General features: G+C 60.0%; 19 protein-coding genes. 7 read left to right on the top strand and 12 right to left on the bottom strand.

What is annotated here, in order from left to right:
• Positions 1-111 precede the first annotated feature (111 nt).
• Together J9870_RS06980 and J9870_RS06975 are read left to right on the top strand one after the other, a co-directional pair.
• The gene (locus J9870_RS06980) at positions 112-327 is read left to right on the top strand and encodes a type II toxin-antitoxin system HicA family toxin (protein ID WP_210643264.1); all 216 of its coding nucleotides are present in this window, start codon (positions 112-114) and stop codon (positions 325-327) included.
• A gap of 1 nt (position 328) precedes the next feature.
• The gene (locus J9870_RS06975) at positions 329-739 is read left to right on the top strand and encodes a type II toxin-antitoxin system HicB family antitoxin (protein ID WP_210643263.1); all 411 of its coding nucleotides are present in this window, start codon (positions 329-331) and stop codon (positions 737-739) included.
• Between the two features lie 120 nt (positions 740-859).
• On the opposite strand, the gene J9870_RS06970 is transcribed toward J9870_RS06975, so the two are convergent.
• Positions 860-1,006: a hypothetical protein gene (locus J9870_RS06970; RefSeq protein WP_210643262.1), complete on the bottom strand. Its 147-nt coding sequence runs from the start codon at positions 1,004-1,006 to the stop codon at positions 860-862.
• Between the two features lie 174 nt (positions 1,007-1,180).
• On the opposite strand from J9870_RS06970, the gene J9870_RS06965 reads away from it, so the two are divergent.
• Positions 1,181-1,585 (top strand): low affinity iron permease family protein, encoded by a 405-nt coding sequence (locus tag J9870_RS06965; RefSeq protein ID WP_210643261.1) that lies wholly within the window; start codon positions 1,181-1,183, stop codon positions 1,583-1,585.
• Between the two features lie 48 nt (positions 1,586-1,633).
• Here J9870_RS06965 and J9870_RS06960 read toward each other — a convergent pair whose 3' ends face one another.
• The 4 genes from J9870_RS06960 to J9870_RS06945 form a co-directional block, all read right to left on the bottom strand.
• Positions 1,634-2,542 carry an SDR family oxidoreductase gene (locus tag J9870_RS06960; RefSeq protein ID WP_210643260.1) on the bottom strand — a complete coding sequence of 303 codons (909 nt, stop codon included), beginning with the start codon at positions 2,540-2,542 and terminating at the stop codon, positions 1,634-1,636.
• Positions 2,543-2,618: 76 nt separating this feature from the next.
• Positions 2,619-3,122: a DUF4142 domain-containing protein gene (locus tag J9870_RS06955; protein WP_210643259.1), complete on the bottom strand. Its 504-nt coding sequence runs from the start codon at positions 3,120-3,122 to the stop codon at positions 2,619-2,621.
• Positions 3,123-3,399: 277 nt separating this feature from the next.
• A complete protein-coding gene (locus tag J9870_RS06950; RefSeq protein WP_210643258.1) occupies positions 3,400-4,749 on the bottom strand; it encodes a diguanylate cyclase in 1,350 nt (449 codons plus the stop codon).
• A gap of 170 nt (positions 4,750-4,919) precedes the next feature.
• Positions 4,920-5,336: a VOC family protein gene (locus tag J9870_RS06945; protein WP_210643257.1), complete on the bottom strand. Its 417-nt coding sequence runs from the start codon at positions 5,334-5,336 to the stop codon at positions 4,920-4,922.
• A gap of 305 nt (positions 5,337-5,641) precedes the next feature.
• Between J9870_RS06945 and J9870_RS06940 the strand changes: the two genes are divergently transcribed.
• Positions 5,642-6,877 carry an aminotransferase class I/II-fold pyridoxal phosphate-dependent enzyme gene (locus J9870_RS06940; protein WP_210643256.1) on the top strand — a complete coding sequence of 412 codons (1,236 nt, stop codon included), beginning with the start codon at positions 5,642-5,644 and terminating at the stop codon, positions 6,875-6,877.
• A gap of 13 nt (positions 6,878-6,890) precedes the next feature.
• Positions 6,891-8,054, top strand: coding sequence for an MFS transporter (locus J9870_RS06935; RefSeq protein ID WP_210643255.1), 1,164 nt, complete (start codon positions 6,891-6,893; stop codon positions 8,052-8,054).
• Here J9870_RS06935 and yiaY read toward each other — a convergent pair.
• Positions 8,051-9,199 (bottom strand): L-threonine dehydrogenase, encoded by a 1,149-nt coding sequence (gene yiaY / locus J9870_RS06930; protein ID WP_210643254.1) that lies wholly within the window; start codon positions 9,197-9,199, stop codon positions 8,051-8,053. The genes J9870_RS06935 and yiaY overlap by 4 nt on opposite strands.
• 140 nt (positions 9,200-9,339) lie before the next feature.
• Here yiaY and J9870_RS06925 point away from each other — a divergent pair, with 140 nt between their 5' ends.
• On the top strand, positions 9,340-10,359 hold the full coding sequence (locus J9870_RS06925; protein WP_210643253.1) for a DUF4917 family protein: 1,020 nt from the start codon (positions 9,340-9,342) through the stop codon (positions 10,357-10,359).
• Positions 10,360-10,521: 162 nt separating this feature from the next.
• On the opposite strand, the gene J9870_RS06920 is transcribed toward J9870_RS06925, so the two are convergent.
• The 6 genes from J9870_RS06920 to J9870_RS06895 form a co-directional block, all read right to left on the bottom strand.
• Positions 10,522-10,866 carry a YegP family protein gene (locus tag J9870_RS06920; RefSeq protein ID WP_210643252.1) on the bottom strand — a complete coding sequence of 115 codons (345 nt, stop codon included), beginning with the start codon at positions 10,864-10,866 and terminating at the stop codon, positions 10,522-10,524.
• A gap of 81 nt (positions 10,867-10,947) precedes the next feature.
• Positions 10,948-11,529: a DJ-1/PfpI family protein gene (locus tag J9870_RS06915; RefSeq protein WP_210643251.1), complete on the bottom strand. Its 582-nt coding sequence runs from the start codon at positions 11,527-11,529 to the stop codon at positions 10,948-10,950.
• Positions 11,530-11,761: 232 nt separating this feature from the next.
• Positions 11,762-12,979, bottom strand: coding sequence for an SAM-dependent methyltransferase (locus J9870_RS06910; protein WP_210643250.1), 1,218 nt, complete (start codon positions 12,977-12,979; stop codon positions 11,762-11,764).
• A 196-nt stretch (positions 12,980-13,175) separates the two neighbouring features.
• Positions 13,176-13,793, bottom strand: a complete 618-nt coding sequence (locus J9870_RS06905; protein WP_210643249.1) for a TPM domain-containing protein — start codon at positions 13,791-13,793, stop codon at positions 13,176-13,178.
• Between the two features lie 28 nt (positions 13,794-13,821).
• Entirely contained in the window at positions 13,822-14,574 is a 753-nt protein-coding gene (locus tag J9870_RS06900) for a TPM domain-containing protein (protein ID WP_210643248.1), read from the bottom strand.
• A 43-nt stretch (positions 14,575-14,617) separates the two neighbouring features.
• Entirely contained in the window at positions 14,618-15,226 is a 609-nt protein-coding gene (locus tag J9870_RS06895; protein WP_210643247.1) for a LemA family protein, read from the bottom strand.
• Positions 15,227-15,477: 251 nt separating this feature from the next.
• Between J9870_RS06895 and bglX the strand changes: the two genes are divergently transcribed.
• On the top strand, positions 15,478-17,769 hold the full coding sequence (gene bglX, locus J9870_RS06890) for a beta-glucosidase BglX (protein WP_210643246.1): 2,292 nt from the start codon (positions 15,478-15,480) through the stop codon (positions 17,767-17,769).
• Positions 17,770-17,783 lie beyond the last annotated feature (14 nt).

Raw genomic sequence — 17,783 nt, 5'->3', positions numbered from 1 at the left:
CTTCGCTACGATGACTGCGCTTGCCTACCGATCTCGCCCTCGGTGGTTATAGTGTTGATCATTGAATCTTAGTAGGTATAGTACCTACCAAGCACACCACACGGAGGTGATGTGAATAGCCGATTTCTGATAAGCCAAATTATTGCGGACGGTTGGTATCTGGTGCGGGTGCGGGGCAGTCATCATCACTTCAAGCATCCGACCAAACCGGGGCTGGTGACGGTGCCCCATCCAAAGAAGGACCTGCTCAAAAAAACGGCCATCAGTATTTTGCAACAGGCCCTGCTTCAGACGGCCAGTTGCGCTACGTCTGCGGAGGACGATTGAAATGCTTTACCCGATTGCGATTTCCATGGGCGATGAAAAACACGCCTGGGGCGTTGAAGTGCCGGATATTCCCGGCTGTTTTTCCGCTGGCGACGACCTGGACGAGGCCATGGCGATGGCCCGTGAGGCCATTGAGGGGCACTTCGAGATTTTGGCTGAGGACGGTTCGGCGATTCCGCCGGCCAACACCGTCACCTTGCATGCGGCGAATCCAAAATATGCCGGCTGCACCTGGGCGCTGGTGGACATCGATGTGACCAAATACCTGGGCAAGGCGCAAAAACTCAACATCACGTTGCCTGGCTACCTGCTCAATCGTATCGATGAATATGTGTTGCACCATCCTGAGGAAAAAAGCCGCTCAGGCTTTCTGGCTTCGGCGGCGCTGAAGGTGTTGCAGCAGGGGCGCTGAAAAACCTGTGGGAGCGGACTTGCGCGCGAAGCCGGTGTGTCATGCTGCAGATACACCGCTTTCGCGAGCAAGCCCGCTCCCGCATGGCTCGCGTACCAAGGGGCGGCCGTTTCTTAACCGCTATTTTTTCTCTGAGCCAGACTCCTGCATCTGCACTGAAGACTTGGTGCCATCGGTGTTGTCCTTGGTCTCATTGTCCGAGTTGTCGAAGCAGCCTTGCAGGGCGAACAGGCAACAGGCAAGGCAGAAGGTGCGGGTGAGGTTCATGGTGTACTCCGGTCGAGGGCGTTAAGGAGTGACCCGTGGATACGGCAAATGTTGCGATGGTCATCTGGCAGGGCGATAAACGTTCGCCAAAAGACTGCAGCTCAAATGTGAGCAGAATTTTCACTGTGTCGTCGCTGTCTCACCAGACAGGTGCATCCCACAAGGAAAACAGCAATGACCTTCGCAAAAATCGCCCAAAAACTGGCCCTCTGGGCGGGGAGCCCCAAGACCTTTTTGGGGGCCATCGTGTTATTGGTGCTTTGGGCCCTCAGCGGGCCTCTGTTCCAGTTCAATGACACTTGGCAACTGATCATCAATACCTCAACGACGATTATCACCTTCCTGATGGTGTTCCTGATTCAGAACACGCAGAACCGCGATACCGACATCTTGCACCTGAAGATCGATGAGCTATTGCGAGCAACCAAGGATGCACAAAATGCGATGCTCGGGCTCGAATCGCTAGACCTCAAGCAACTGGAGGCGTTGAGGAAGCATTACCAGGACATGGGGCAAGGCGAAGTGAAAAACCTTGAAGGCCTGGAAGAAAAAACCAAGATCGACCTGAACCAGTGTTAAGCGGGGAGCGCGAGTGGTGATGTACCACTCGCTCGGCCCGGCCAAGGATCAAGGCAACGGATTGCCGCCGGTCACGCCGAACACTTCCCCGGTGATGTAGCTCGACTCCTGGGACGCCAGCAATACGTAGAGTGGCGCGCACTCGGCGGGTTGGCCTGGACGTTTCATCGGCACCTGTGAGCCAAAAGTGGGAATTTTCTCCTGAGGTTGCCCACCGCTAGGTTGCAGCACGGTCCAAATCGGCCCGGGTGCCACCGCGTTGACGCGGATGCCCTTGCTGATGACCTGCCCCGCCAGCGCCTTGGTGAACGCCACGATGGCCGCTTTGGTGGTGGCGTAGTCCAACAATGTCGCGGACGGATCATAGGATTGGATCGATGCAGTATTGATGACCGTCGCGCCCGCCGGCATCAGCGGCAGCGCCGCCTTGCAGAGCCAGAACATCGCATAGATGTTGGTTTTCATGGTGTCATCGAACTGCGCGGTGGTGATATCGGCGATATCTTTTTGCGCTTGCTGTTTGCCGGCGACATTCACCAAAATATCCAGCCCACCCAATTGCTCGTGGGCGCTTTTCACCAATTGGACGCAGAAGGCTTCGTCCTTGAGGTCGCCCGGGATCGCAATCGCCTTGCGGCCTTCGGCTTCGATCAGTTCAATGACTTGCCGCGCATCCCGCTCTTCACTGGGCAAATAATTGATCGCTACGTCAGCGCCCTCGCGAGCATAGGCGATGGCGGCGGCACGGCCGATGCCCGAGTCACCACCGGTGACCAGTGCCTTGCGCCCTTCCAGGCGCCCGAAGCCTTGATAACTTTTTTCGCCATGATCGGGCTTGGGCACCATGTCCTGATCAATGCCCGGCGGCGATTGCGGCTGGTCGGGAAATGGCGGACGAGGATACTGGGTCAACGGGTTCTGCATCGCGTATTGGTTGGGTTCTCGACGTGTGGACATCGAACTTCTCCTTTTTTGCGGGCGAGTTGAACCAGGGCGTGAACGCCCCGGTCCTGAATTCAAGAAGTGATACGAATCAGCGACTGGCCTGCAGCGCCCTGGCCATCTGGAGATGAGTCTGCAATTTAGGCAGGGTTTCATCGGCGAAGGCTTTGATTTCCGGCACTTCGGTCGTCTGGGCCTGCTGCTGGATCTGCGCAATGGCTTCCTCGGTGGCCTTGACCTGGCTGGCAGCATAAGCGGCTTCGAACGACTCCCCTTCCTGCACCTGTGGCATCAGGGCCTTGGCCTTGTCAGCCACTTCCTCTCTGGGCGCAACGGGCAAGTCGAGCTTTTTCGCAATCTTGGCCAGATGTTGATTGGCCGTGGTGCGGTCGTTGATCACCATGATGGTGTAATCCTTGACCTCCCTGGACTCGGCTTTCCCGTGGGCCAAGCGACTGGCCTCGATGTCGGCCATGCCTTTGGCCGAGGCGTCGTTGATGAATTCGACAGGCGATTGGGCCCAGGCACTGTTGGCACCCAGGCCCATCAACACGACAAGACTGGTGGTGCGAAAAAAGCTGGCCATACGGCTCATGGTCGCGCCCTCCTCTGATAAAAGTTCTGGCGGGTGTCCCGCCTCTGAATCAGAACCACCGGTGAAAAATCAGCGAGACGTCTGTCCCGTTAACGGCCAGATTCGGCTGTCACGGTGCTCGCGATGGTGGTTCTCCCACTTTTGCGACCCGCATCAAACACCTTCGTTCGATCGTGGGTCATCTTTCCGGCGAGTGGGACTCGCCCTACATCCGAAAGGAACAAGGCCTGAAAGGTTTGAAAAAACATCCAATACCACGACGAACGGTGGCGCGTGGTCAGTTACCGAACGCCAGGTGATTGCGACGCTTGGCGGCATACATTGCCGCGTCCGCGTGGCGGAACAGGTCCACATCTTCAGTGCCATGGTCAGGAAAACAGGCCACACCAATGCTCGGCTCGATGCTCAGGCAATGCCCGTCCAGGCGCAGCGGCTGGGCCAGCGCATGGCGGATTTTTTCCTGTACGCGATGGGCGTCTTCCAGATCCTGGATGCTATGGAGCAGGACCACGAACTCATCGCCGCCAATGCGCGCTACGGTATCGGTGTCCCGTATACATCCCTTGAGACGACTGGCCACCGCTTGCAGCAGCATATCGCCCACTCCGTGACCGTAGGTGTCGTTGATCTGCTTGAAGCGATCGAGGTCGATATACAACAAGGCCATGCGCCCTGACGCGGCGCGGGCGGTGATCAGTGCGGACTTGAACCGGTCACGCAACAATGCGCGGTTGGGCACCTGGGTCAGTTGATCGTACTGCGCCATGTGCTGCAACCGGGCGTGCAATTGCTGGCGCTCGACAGCGATGGTGATCTGCGCACAAACATACTGCAGCAGTTCCTTGTCCTGCTCGGTGTAGCGTTCGTGGTGTGGGGCGCTCTTTACAATCAGCGCGCCGATCGTGCCATTCTGGGAGTTCAATGGCACACCCAGCCAACAAGGCGCGTCCGGCTGCGCCACGAGGTCGCAGAAGCCTGGCGGCAACTGGCTGGAACCGGGGGTCAGCAGGATCGGCTGGCCGCTGCGAATCACCTCGGCACACAACCGCCCGGTAACCGTGCCCGGCAACTCAGGTTGTCGCTCGAGGTCGTCGACGTGGTAAGGAAAGTTCAGTTGCGCGCATTGCTCGTCATACAACGCTACCGAAAAGTTCAGCGCCGGCAGCCACTCGCCAATGATCAGGTGGATGCGTTTGAACAACGCCAACAAGTCCGCCGCGGCATGAGCGGCTTCGGAAATCGCGTACAACGCCGCTTGTCGGGACTCAGCCTGCTTGCGCTCGGTGATGTCCCGCGCCACGGCGATGCGTAATTGATCCACCGCAGACCAGCGCGCCGACCACAGGATATGCACCACCTGACCGTCCTTGCGCAGGTAGCGGTTCTCGAAATTGAGCTTGGGTTCGCCGTCCATGATCTCCCGCGCCGCTTCGAGGGTCCGTTGGCGGTCGGCAGGGTGCACCAGATCGATCATCGGCCGGCCGATCAATTCCTGCGGGGTGTAGCCGAAAATGCGTTCGCAGGCGGCACTGACGAAGACAAACCGCCCTTGACCGTCGACGGCACACACAGCGTCCAGCAGAAGGTCGATGTAACTGGCCAACGGCGCGGAACTTCGAGTGTCCATGGGGCTGGAGGTCATCCGGATAATGCTGCGGTGAACGAAACCTTGTGTGCCAGGCGATACGAGACGTACGGCCCGTTACCCATGAGGATAGCGTATGCGATCGGATGAATACTGGAGGAGCTCACCTGTACCGTCACTCTACTCGGCCGAACGTGACACCACATCAAGCGTCACGGATCCGTAAAAAACTCCATAGCGGCATAAGGCGCCTGCCGACAGGCGTTCAGCCGCGACGCCAGGTCTCCCACATGGACTTCAAGCTTGTGCCCATCCGGATCCAGAAAATAAAACGAGTCGCCTTCGCTGCGATTGTCTCGCCATGGAGTGACCTGTGCGGCATTAAGCCGCGCCACCAGCACCGGGAAAAGCTCGGCACTTATGCTGAATGCGTAATGAGTGTAGTCCGCCGCCGGCTCGGTTTTACGCAAAGGGTCCAAAGACAGGCACAACCATAGCCCAGGCAGCGACAGGTAAGCGCCGCTGGCCCACTTGGCCTGGAGATGAAGCTGCAATAACCCGTGATAAAACCCCACGCTCCGGTCCAGGTCGGTGACGGCAAGGGTCAGATGATTCAAGCCTGAGAGCATGGACAAGCACCCTTGAGAAAAATATCGACGTTACGCCGCCAACCGATGGCCTGACCGCCTCGCCGGCACAGCGAAACGCAGCAGATTCGGGGGTAGAAGCGGCACTTCACTGCGCTCCGACAGCGCAAATGGATTCCCCGCCCAAGCCCTTGGGCAAAGTCCTACACAGAAGTCTCCGGTAACACTCAAGCACACCAGAAACAGCCGATTCAAAGCCCTGTACAACGATCTGTAAAGTCTGGAAACACACAGATATTGAAACACCCCACGGACAGCACCAATCAACCAAGGAATGTAATCGCGCCATGAACCAGACTGCACAATCGCCCCATCACTTCACCAACTACCGCAAGGTGATTTCCCTCGCAGACCCGGACTGGCAAAGCGCCGAAGTCGGAAAAATCTCGGGCCTGAATGTCGATGTCAAGACCCCCAATGTCCTGGTCGACCAATACGGCCGGACCTTTCATCACTTCTGCACCACGTCCTACCTGGGCCTGGATTACCACCCCGCGCTGCTGGATGGCGCCATGACCGCCCTGTGGGAAAGCGGGACCCTGCGTGTCGCCAACTCTAAAAATCGCTGCAAGCTGGCGATCCTGGACCAATACGAAACCCAATTATCAGAGTTGTTTGGCGCCAGTTGTCTCAGTGCCTTGTCTTGCAGTGCAGCCAGCGCCGGGATTTTACCGTTACTGGCCAGCGGTGTGCTGACCGGCAATCGACCGCCCGTGATGGTGTTTGATAAGCACGCCCATTACTCGATGAACCACATCAAGGCAGCCTGCGCCGATGAAACCCAAGTCGTCACGTGCCCACATAACGACATGGATTTCCTCGAAGACCTGTGCAAACAGCAACGCAACGTGGCCTACGTGGCCGATGGCGCCTATAGCATGGGCGGCGTGGCGGATCTGGATAGCCTGCTGTATCTCAAGCATCGTTATGGTCTGTTTCTCTATCTGGACGACTCTCATGCGCTGTCCACCATAGGACAGTGCGGCGCCGGCCTGGCCCGCTCGCGCCTCCATGCGGTAGACGAACGCACCCTGATTGTCGCCTCATTGGCCAAGTCATTCGGGGCCAGTGGCGGGCTGGCAATGTTTGGCAGTGAACGGCACAAAGCGCTGGTGCAGCGTTACGGAGGGCCGAGCAACTGGTCGCAAAGCCTCAACGCAGCAGCGATTGGCGCTGGCATGGCTTCGATCCGCCTGCATCGCAGCCGGGAATTCAGCGCCTTGCAGGAGCGTTTACAGGCTAATATCCGCTTCTTCGACAGCCTCGTTCGTACCGAACAGCATGGCAATTCCATGGCGATCCGCCTGATGCCCTGCGGTGAGGCAGCCCTGGCCAACAGCGTGGCGGTCGAACTGGCCGAGCTGGGGTATTTCACTTCAGCGGTCTTTTTCCCCGTGGTGCCGCAAGGCAAGGCCGCAATCCGTATCACTCTGCGTGCCGACATGGAGCCCAACGTGATTCGCTCGTTTTGCGAAAAAATCACCGACCGGCTGCTGGCCCACGGGCGTGACATCCGCCCTTGAAAAGAGCCCCTTGATGAAGCCCCGTACAACCCTGATCGTCACCTGCACCACAGTCTTCCTGGCACAACTGGGCATGAGCATCTACTTGCCGGCCCTGCCTGATATCGCCCGGGATCTGGGGGCCGATGCGTCCCGGGTATCCTGGGGGCTGTCGGTGTACCTGATCGGCATGGCCCTGCCCATGTTGTTATGGGGCAGCCTGGGCGAGCGCCTGGGGCGCAAACCGGTTCTGCTGGCGGCATTGGGGCTGTACGGCCTGGGCAACCTGGCCCTGCCGCTGGGCACTACGGTGGAAGCGTTCCTGACGCTCAGGTTGATCCAGGGCATCGGCGCCAGCGGGATCTCAGTGATGGCGCGGGTGTTGATTCGCGACAGTTTCACCGGTGACCTGCTGGCCAAGGCCCTGTCCTGGATCTCCATAGCCTTCGTGATTGCTCTCGGCATCGGCCAGTACCTGGGCTCGCTGATCCAGGCCGCTTTCGGGTGGGAGGCGATCTTCCAAGGGTTGGGCGCAGTCAGCCTGATCATGGCGGCAGTCGTGTCTCGGGCCCGGTTCGCGGCACTGGCACCAAGCGGCAACGGGCAATCGGCGTGGCGCATCTACGGACAGATCCTCACGCGCCGTGGTTTTTTGTTGCCGGCATTGGCGGGTGGGCTGGGTTACGGCGTGATCGTGGCCTTCAATACCGCAGCGCCGCTGATCCTGCAGGAAAGTTTTCGCTGGTCGCCCATTGAATACGGTCTCCTGGGTTGGCCAATCAGTGTGGCCTATCTGCTGGGCGCGCTGGCGGTGAACGCGTTTGTGCTGCGCACTGGCCAACGACGGATGATGCGCTGGGGCATCGCACTGGTGCTGGGCGGGAGCGCGACCATGCTGGCAGGCAGCCTCACCCTGGGCAGCGTCGCACTGCTCTTCTGGCTTCCGTATTGCTTTGCGGTGTTCGGCCAGTCGTTGAATTACCCCATCAGCCTGTCCCTGGCCAACGAAGGTTCACCCGTGGCCGGTGCTTATGCCATGGCGTTGAGCGGCTTTGTGCACCAACTGATGGCGTCGGTGATCGGCGCCATGGCCAGCCTGTTGGTGAGCCAACAGGCCTGGCCGCTGGCGGCGTTGTGCGCGCTGCTGGGGGTGGCGGCAATGCTATGTGTGAGGTCCATGCCGCCCCGAGCCGCTTAAAACGCGCTGCGGAAAATTTCCTCGATCTGCCGCTGGTCCGCCGCCCGTGGGTTGGTCAGGCCGCACGCATCTTTCAAGGCGTTGGCGGCCAACACCGGCACGTCGTTGAGGCGTACACCCAAGTCACGCAAACCGGCTGGAATATCCACGTCATGAGCCAGGCTGCGAATGGCCGCAATGGCGGCCTGGGCGCCCTCTTCCGGGCTGAACCCGCGCGTATCGACCCCCATGGCCAAGCCCACATCCGTCAGACGAGCAGCGCACACCGAGGCATTGAAGCTCTGCACGTGAGGCAGCAACACCGCGTTGCAGACGCCGTGAGGCAAGTCGTAAAAACCACCCAACTGGTGCGCCATCGCGTGCACGAAACCCAGCGATGCATTGTTGAACGCCATCCCCGCGAGAAACTGCGCGTAGGCCATATTCTCCCGTGCTGTCAGATCATTACCGTCGCGCACGACCAGACGTAGGTTGTTGCTGATCAGGGTGATGGCTTTCAGCGCGCAGGCATCGGTGATCGGATTGGCGGCGGTGGACACATACGCCTCGACCGCGTGGGTCAACGCATCCATGCCCGTGGCGGCGGTCAGGCCCTTGGGCATCGCCACCATCAGGGCCGGGTCGTTGACCGACATGAGCGGGGTCACGTTGCGGTCGACAATCGCCATTTTCACGTGGCGGGTTTCGTCGGTGATGATGCAAAAACGGGTCATCTCGCTGGCGGTGCCCGCCGTGGTGTTGATGGCGATCAAAGGCAATTGCGGCTTGCTCGAGCGGTCGACGCCTTCATAGTCACGGATCTGCCCGCCGTTAGTGGCGCACAGGGCAATGCCCTTGGCGCAATCGTGAGGCGAACCGCCACCCAGCGACACCACGAAATCGCATCGGCTCTCCTTCAGCAGGCCCAATCCAAGCTCGACATTGGCAATGCTCGGGTTGGGCTTGGCACCGTCGAAGATCACCGAATCGATGTCTTGCAGCGCCAGTTGTTCGGCCACCATATTCGCGACACCGGCCTTGGCCAGCCCCACGTCGGTGACGATCAGCGCCTTGCGAAAGCCGTAGTTGCGGATGGCGGTCATCGCTTCATCGAGGCAGCCCAGCCCCATGATGTTCACGGCGGGAATGAAAAAAGTACTGCTCATGGGGTCACGCTCCTGGTTGAGGCCGGATCGGCAGGGCCTACAGAATGACCGAGTAGTCATGGCGTATCTTGATCTGGCTCAAGACTGGGTCGTGATAAAGTCGCGCCCTGCCTTTTGCCACGTTTTGGATGAGCTTCGCGATGACCGATTTCCAGGAATATGACGCCCGGCTCGAAGATTGGGAGGCCGTGCGCGCCAATACCCTCTTCAGCGGCTTGCTGGTGGGTAATGGCGCCAGCCGCGCCGTATGGGACGATTTCGGCTATGACTCGCTGTTCGAAAACGCCCGCACCGTCGAAGAGAAACCGCTTAGCCCGTCGGAACTGAGCGTATTCGAGGCGATGCAGACGCGCAGTTTCGAACAGGTGCTCGGCGCGCTGAAAACCACCAGCCGGGTCAACAAAGCCCTGGCCGTCAGCTCCGCCGCGCCGCGCAACCGCTATTACGCGATAAAAGAAGCGCTGATCAACACCGTGCACGCTGTGCATATCCCGTGGCGACTGGTGCAGCCGTCGACCCTGGCAACGCTCAACCAGGAACTGAGCCGCTACCGCACGGTGTTCACCACCAACTACGATTTGCTCAACTACTGGGCGATCCAGCACGCGAGCGAGAATCTCACCGACTTGTTCTTCGGCAGCGATCACAGTTTTGACCTGAGCCAAGTGGCCACGGATAAACCGCGCCTGCTGTACCTGCACGGTGGCCTGCACCTGGTGCGCAACCAGGACGGCACCGCGCGCAAACTCACCTCTACCGAAGGCACGCTGCTGGGCAGTTTCGCCATCAACAACACGATCAAGACCCTCGACGACGTGCCGCTGTTCGTCAATGAAGGCCCGAGCCAGGACAAGCTCAAGACCATCCGCAGCTCCGACTACCTGTCGTTCTGCTATGACCAACTGCTGCACCACGCCGACAACCTGTGCCTGTTTGGCCATGCCTTGGGCGAGCAGGACAGCCACATCGTGCAGGCCCTGCGCCTGGCTGCACCAAAAACCGTGGCGATTTCGATCTACCCCCGTAGCCAGGCGTTCATCCAGCACCAGAAGCGCCATTACGCCAAAGTGTTCCAAGGATTGGAGGTGCAACTGCGGTTCTTCGATGCCAAGAGCCATCCGCTGGGCGATCCTAAGCTGTCGGTGCCAGTGGAGGTTTAGTCTCGGGCTACATGATCTGGAAACTCAACGCCCGATCAGCGCATGAGTGTGGGCTCGGCTGCGAAGCAGTCGTCATTTGTGAGCCTGCTATGGGGACCGCTTCGCGGTCCAGCGGGAGCAAGCTCCCTCGCCACAGCAAGCTCGCTCCCACCGGGGGAAAACTCAAAGCGCCGCCACGGTCTTGTCCTTGATGACCGTTGTCGGCCCATTGGCCTTGACGCTGGCAATGCCTTTGTCTCGGACGGCGTCCGAGGAATAGGCCTCGCTGCTGCCGATCACTTCGTGGTTGGCAGCCTTGAGATTGAAGTACGGATGGCCGTCCTTGGTGTTCTTGAGCTCGTAGCGCTCGGCCAACGGACTGTTTTTCTGCACCGAAGCGATGCCGCCGTCCGCACCGCTGCGGGTGGCATACAGCTCGCTGGTCAAAATCGTCTCGGCGTTGGCCGCCTTGAGCACGAACCGAAACTGGCCGTTGCTGCTTTTGCTTATTTCGTACCATCCAGACATAGGAGTTCTCCTCAGGCGCGCAAATAGTTGCCCAAGCAGTAAAGACCCGCTGTGCGTGTTCTGCCAGTCAGGCCCGCCGCGCTACAGGGTGATGGCCGTGCCCAGCAGGGTGAGGAATCCCGCCAGCCATTTCGGGTGCGCCGGCCAAGCCGGGGCGGTCGCCAGGTTGCCTTGGACGTGGCCTTCGGTCACGGCAATGTCGATATAGGTGCCACCCGCCAGGCGTACCTCCGGTGCGCACGCCGGGTAGGCGCTGCATTCACGGCCGTCCAGAATCCCGGCCGCCGCCAACAGCTGCGCTGCATGGCACACTGCGGCAATCGGCTTACCTGCCAGGTCAAAATCGCGCACCAGTTGCAGGACATCTTCATTCAGGCGCAGGTATTCCGGCGCACGACCGCCCGGCACCAGCAGCGCGTCGTAGTCAGAGGCCTGGACACTGGCAAAGTCATGATTGAGGGCAAACAGGTGCCCCGGTTTTTCACTGTAGGTCTGGTCGCCTTCGAAGTCATGGATCGCCGTGCGCACGGTTTGCCCGGCAGTTTTGTCCGGGCAGACTGCATGCACGGTGTGGCCGACCATCTGCAACGCCTGGAACGGCACCATGACTTCGTAGTCTTCAACGTAATCGCCGACCAACATCAGGATTTTCTTAGCGGCCATGGATGGGCTCCTTTGGGAATGCGTGAGGGGTGAACGCATTAAAGGTAGTCCGGTAGGCCGGTAGACGTGGGATAAGCGGTGATTACCTGACGGGCTGCATAGGAATGAGGTTGCAGAGAGTCCTGTGGGAGCGAGCTTGCTCGCGATTCAGGCGACGTGATCTTTCAGACACGCCGCATAATCGTTCATCGCGAGCAAGCTCGCTCCCACAATGGATCGGCGTAAGCCGTTGTCAGGCGAGGTAACCGTCCGCCCGCAACAGCGTTTCCAGGCAGTGCTCGGTGACGTGGTAGAACGCCTTGAGCTCCTGGATTTTCGCCAGCAGTTCGGTCGAATCCATCGGTTCGGCGCGCTTGACGGCCAGGATCATCTTGTTCTTGTTGGTGTGGTCCAGGGAGATGAACTCGAACACCTTCGTTTCGTAGCCGCACGCCTCCAGAAACAGCGCCCGCAGGCTGTCGGTGACCATTTCCGCCTGCTGGCCCAGATGCAGGCCATATTGCAGCATCGGCTTGAGCAAGGCCGGGCTCTGGATCTGCAGGCGGATCTGCTTGTGGCAGCACGGCGAGCACATGATGATCGAGGCGCCCGAGCGAATGCCCATGTGGATCGCGTAATCGGTGGCGATGTCGCAGGCGTGCAAGGCGATCATCACATCCACCGCGCTTGGCGCCACGCTGCGCACGTCACCGTGCTGGAAACTCAGGCCCGGATGTTCCAGCCGCGCGGCGGCTTCGTTGCACAACTTGACCATGTCTTCGCGCAACTCGACACCGGTCACCAGGCCTTCGGCCTGCAAGGTGTTGCGCAGGTAATCGTGGATGGCAAAGGTCAGGTAACCCTTGCCCGAACCGAAATCCGACACCCGTACCGGTTTGTCCAGGGCCAGCGGCGAGGACGTCAGCGCATGGCTGAAGACTTCGATGAATTTGTTGATCTGCTTCCATTTGCGCGACATCGCCGGAATCAGCTCGTGCTTGTGGTTGGTCACGCCCAAATCAGCCAGGAACGGCCGGCTCAGATCAAGGAAGCGGTTTTTCTCGCGATTGTGCTCGGCCGAGGGCACTTCCCGCAGTTGCTGGGGCTTGCTCTTGAACAGCGAGCTCTTGCCCTTTTTGCTGTATTCGAGCTGCGCCTCGTCGGTGACCGCGAGCAAATGCGCGTTCTTGAACGATGCCGGCAACAGCGCGGCAACGGTCGCTACACCTTCGGCCAGCGGGAAATTCTTGGTGATGTCGCGGGTCTTGTAGCGGTAGACGAAGGACAGGCACGGCTGGTCCTTGACCGTCAGTTGCTTGATGATCAGCCGTTGCAGGTCCGTTTCCTCGCCGACGTACTTGGCCAACACCAGCTTGATGAAAGCATTTTGTTCGAGGCTGGTGCGCAGCAGCTCGATGAACTGGGCGTGGTGATCCGGCGCAGGACGGGCGGGGGTGGCAGTGACAGACATGAAAAAAGCGGCCTCGGGGCGGGCGGATCGGGAATGGCGGGTATTTTAGGGGGGATGGGGTGAGAGGGCACGGGGAAATTCCCCAATGGTGCAAAATCCGCGAGATACCCTCTCGATCATGAGCAATCTCTTGCAAAGGGACTGGGCTTTTGTGGCGAGGGAGCTTGCTCCCTCGCCACAATGGTCCGGCAGGAAATCAGCCCAGAACCACCAACCGATTCGGCAGTTCATTGCGCTCGTGAGTCACCGGCACATGCACTTTGAGCAACTCGCCACAGGCCTCGATGCAGGTCACGAAGCCCTCCAGCGTCTGCCCCTGGCGGACCTGCTGGGTGAACGCCGCGACGATGGCATCCCAACGCTTGTTGTCCAGACGCTTGGAAATGCCTTCGTCCACCAGGATCTCGACATAGCGCTCGGCCTCGCAAACAAAAATCAGCATCCCCGTGCTGCCCACGGTGTGGTGCAGGTTCTGTTCGAGAAACTGCCGACGCGCCAGGTTCGAGGCCCGCCAGTGGCGCACGGAACGAGGGATCAGGTGCGTGGTGATCCTGGGAATGCGGAACACCAGGCACAGCACGACGAAGCTGACCCATTGCACCAGCAACAGGCTGTGCATGGCCAGCCAACCTGTCAGGTAATGCACCACGCCAGGCACCACCAGGGCCAACAGGCTGGCCCACAGCAGCGGAATGTAGGCGTAGTCGTCAGCGCGGGCGGCGAGCACCGTGACCAGTTCGGCATCGGTATCGCGCTCGACCCGGGCAATGGCCTCGGCGACCTTGCGTTGTTCGTGTTCAGTCAGTAATGCCATGGTTAGAAATGCCTGCTCATTATTATTGTCACCAGCCGCCCGACGAACCGCCGCCCCCGAAACTGCCACCGCCGCCGCTGAAACCGCCGCCGCCACCACCGCCAAAGCCTCCCCCTCCGGATCCGCTTGAGCCGCTGGAGCCACCCCGTCCCGCAGGCAGGATACCCAGCATCTGGCAAATGAATATCGTCACGATAAACAGCAGCACCAGGAAGATGAACAGCCCAGGATGACGCTCGACGAAATCCCCCTGCTCCTGCTCCCCGTCCGCACTGTACACCGGCGCCGGCTCATCCAGCGGGCTGCCGCCCAACACCACCAGCATCGCCGCCACGCCGTCGCTGATGCCTTTGTTGAAGTTACCGGTCTTGAACGCCGGGGTGATCACCTGGTTGATGATCACCGAGCTCTGGGCATCGGTCAGGCGATCCTCCAGGCCATAGCCCACTTCGATCCGCAGTTTACGGTCATCCCGGGCCACGATCAGCAACGCACCGTTGTTCTTATCTTTTTGCCCGATGCCCCAATGCCGCCCCAGCTGATAGCCGAAGTCTTCGATGCTGGTGCCTTGCAGGTCTGCCAGGGTGACGACCACCACTTGTTCGCCAGTGGCCTGTTCATGGGCCTTGAGCTGCGCGTCCAGTTGGCCACGCACCGATGGATCGAGCATCTGTGCGGTGTCCACCACCCGCCCGGTCAGCGCCGGAAATTTCAATTCGGCCTGGGCCGTGACTGCAAACACCCAGAGCAACAGCACCAGGCCAATTTTCAACACGCGCATTGGAACCTCATCCGTGGTAACGCCACAGCCTGTGGAGCATTGATCAGAACTTCACTTCAGGCGCTTTCTCGGCGTTGGGGCTGGTGGCCTCGAAGGTTTCGCGGATCGGCAGGTCGCTATACATCACGCTGTGCCACAGGCGACCGGGAAAGGTGCGGATTTCAGTGTTGTACTTCTGCACCGCCAGGATGAAGTCACGGCGGGCCACGGCGATGCGGTTCTCGGTGCCTTCGAGCTGCGATTGCAAGGCCAGGAAGTTCTGGTTGGCCTTGAGGTCCGGGTAACGCTCGGACACCACCATCAACCGGCTCAACGCACCGGTCAACTGATCCTGGGCCTGTTGGAATTGCTTGAGTTTTTCCGGGTTATCCAGGGTGCTGGCATCGACCTGGATCGAGGTGGCCTTGGCCCGTGCTTCAATCACCGCGGTCAGGGTTTCCTGCTCATGCTGGGCATAGCCCTTGACGGTTTCCACCAGATTGGGAATCAGGTCGGCACGGCGCTGGTATTGGTTCTGCACCTGGCCCCAGGCGGCCTTGGCCTGCTCGTCCAGGGTCGGGATGTTGTTGATACCGCAACCGGCCAGCAGCGTGGTGAACAGCATCAGGGCCAGCATTTGCAGGCCTGTGCGGTGGTTCAGTCGTAGATTCATCGGGTGAAGCTCTCCCTTGCGATACATTGGAAAAAACACTGCCACCTATCTCACCGGCGTCTGGGGCATAATCTGCCGCCGCACTGGATTGAATCGGGTCGATGGGCTAAAAGATGCGCAGTGCGAAACTAAGTTCAGCCCAATGGTTCGAAAGTGTGCTGCATTTAACCGAACAACAATAGCCGCTCCTCACATTTTGGCTGACCGGCGTGTCCTGATTACCGCCCTTTAGGCTTGCGAGAAAACTATTCATGAAGAAGCTGTGTTTGCTGGGCCTGTTTGTCAGTCTGGCCAGTCAATCCGTATTAGCCGACAACCTGCCTGCCCCCATAGAGAACAAGGACGCGTTCATCAGCAACCTGATGAAGCAGATGACCCTAGAGGAAAAGATCGGCCAATTGCGCCTGATCAGCATCGGCCCGGAAATGCCCCGGGAGATGATCCGCAAGGAAATCGCTGCCGGCAACATCGGCGGCACGTTCAACTCCATCACTCGCGCTGAAAACCGTCCGATGCAGGACGCGGCCATGCGCAGCCGGCTGAAGATCCCGATGTTCTTCGCCTATGACGTGATCCACGGCCATCGCACCATTTTCCCGATCCCCCTGGCCCTGGCCTCGAGCTGGGACATGGACGCCATCTACCACTCCGGCCGCATTGCCGCCCAGGAAGCCGCGGCTGACAGCCTGGACATTACCTTCGCGCCGATGGTCGACATTTCCCGCGACCCACGCTGGGGCCGGACCTCCGAAGGTTTTGGCGAGGACACCTACCTGGTGTCGCGCATCGCCGGGGTGATGGTCAAGGCGTTCCAGGGTAATGGCGCCAACGCGGCCGACAGCATCATGGCCAGCGTCAAGCACTTCGCCCTCTACGGCGCAGTGGAAGGCGGCCGGGACTACAACACCGTGGACATGAGCCCGGTGAAAATGTACCAGGACTACCTGCCGCCTTACCGCGCCGCCATCGACGCCGGAGCCGGCGGGGTGATGGTCGCGCTGAACTCCATCAACGGCGTGCCCGCCACCGCCAACACCTGGCTGATGCACGACCTGCTGCGCAAGGAGTGGGGCTTCAAGGGCCTGGCCGTGAGTGACCATGGCGCCATCTTCGAGTTGATCAAGCACGGTGTCGCCAAGGACGGTCGCGAAGCGGCGAAGCTGGCAATCAAGGCCGGCATCGACATGAGCATGAACGACTCGCTCTACGGCAAGGAGCTGCCAGGGCTGCTCAAGGCCGGTGAGATCGAGCAGAGCGACATCGACAACGCGGTACGGGAAGTGCTCGCGGCCAAATACGACATGGGCCTGTTCAAGGACCCGTACCTGCGCATCGGCAAGGCCGAGGACGATCCGGCCGACACTTACGCCGAAAGCCGCCTGCACCGCGCCGATGCCCGTGACGTGGCACGCCGCAGCCTGGTGCTGCTGGAAAACCGCAACCAGACCCTGCCCCTGAACAAAAACGCGAAAATCGCCCTGGTCGGCCCGCTGGCCAAGGCACCGATCGACATGATGGGCAGTTGGGCCGCCGCCGGGCGCCCTGCGCAGTCGGTCACCTTGTTCGATGGCATGACCCGCGCCCTGGGTGCTGAGTCGAAGCTGATCTACGCCCGTGGTGCCAACATTACCGGCGACAAGAAGGTGCTCGACTACCTGAACTTCCTTAACTTCGACGCACCGGAAGTGGTGGACGACCCGCGCCCGGCCCAGGTGCTGATCGACGAAGCGGTCAAGGCAGCCAAGGATGCCGATGTGGTGGTAGCCGCCGTGGGTGAGTCCCGTGGCATGTCCCATGAATCCTCGAGCCGCACCGACCTGAACATCCCGGCCAGCCAGCGCGAACTGATCAAGGCCTTGAAGGCCACCGGCAAGCCGTTGGTGCTGGTGCTGATGAATGGCCGTCCGCTGTCGTTGCTCGAAGAAAAACAACAGGCCGATGCCATCCTGGAAACCTGGTTCAGCGGCACCGAAGGCGGCAACGCCATCGCCGACGTGCTGTTCGGCGACTACAACCCATCGGGCAAGCTACCGATTACCTTCCCACGCTCAGTAGGACAGATTCCGACCTACTACAACCACCTGAGCATTGGCCGGCCGTTCACACCGGGCAAGCCGGGCAACTACACCTCGCAATACTTCGATGACACCACCGGCCCGCTTTATCCGTTCGGCTACGGCCTGAGCTACACCGAGTTCAGCCTGTCGGACATGGCCCTGTCGTCTACCACCCTGAACAAGACTGGCAAGCTCGACGCCAGCGTGACGGTGGAAAACACCGGCAAGCGTGACGGCGAAACCGTGGTGCAGTTGTACATCCAGGACGTGACCGGCTCGATCATCCGTCCGGTGAAGGAACTGAAAAACTTCCGCAAGGTGATGCTCAAGGCCGGTGAGAAAAAAGTCGTCCACTTCACCATCACCGAAGATGACCTGAAGTTCTTCAACGCTCAGCTCAAATACGCGGCTGAGCCGGGCAAGTTCAACGTGCAGATCGGCCTGGACTCCCAGGAAGTGAAGCAGCAGAGTTTTGAGTTGCTCTGACCCTCAGGCAACAC

The organism is Pseudomonas sp. Tri1 (assembly GCF_017968885.1).
Classification (GTDB): Bacteria; Pseudomonadota; Gammaproteobacteria; order Pseudomonadales; family Pseudomonadaceae; genus Aquipseudomonas.
This window is presented reverse-complemented; position numbering and strand designations above follow the sequence as displayed.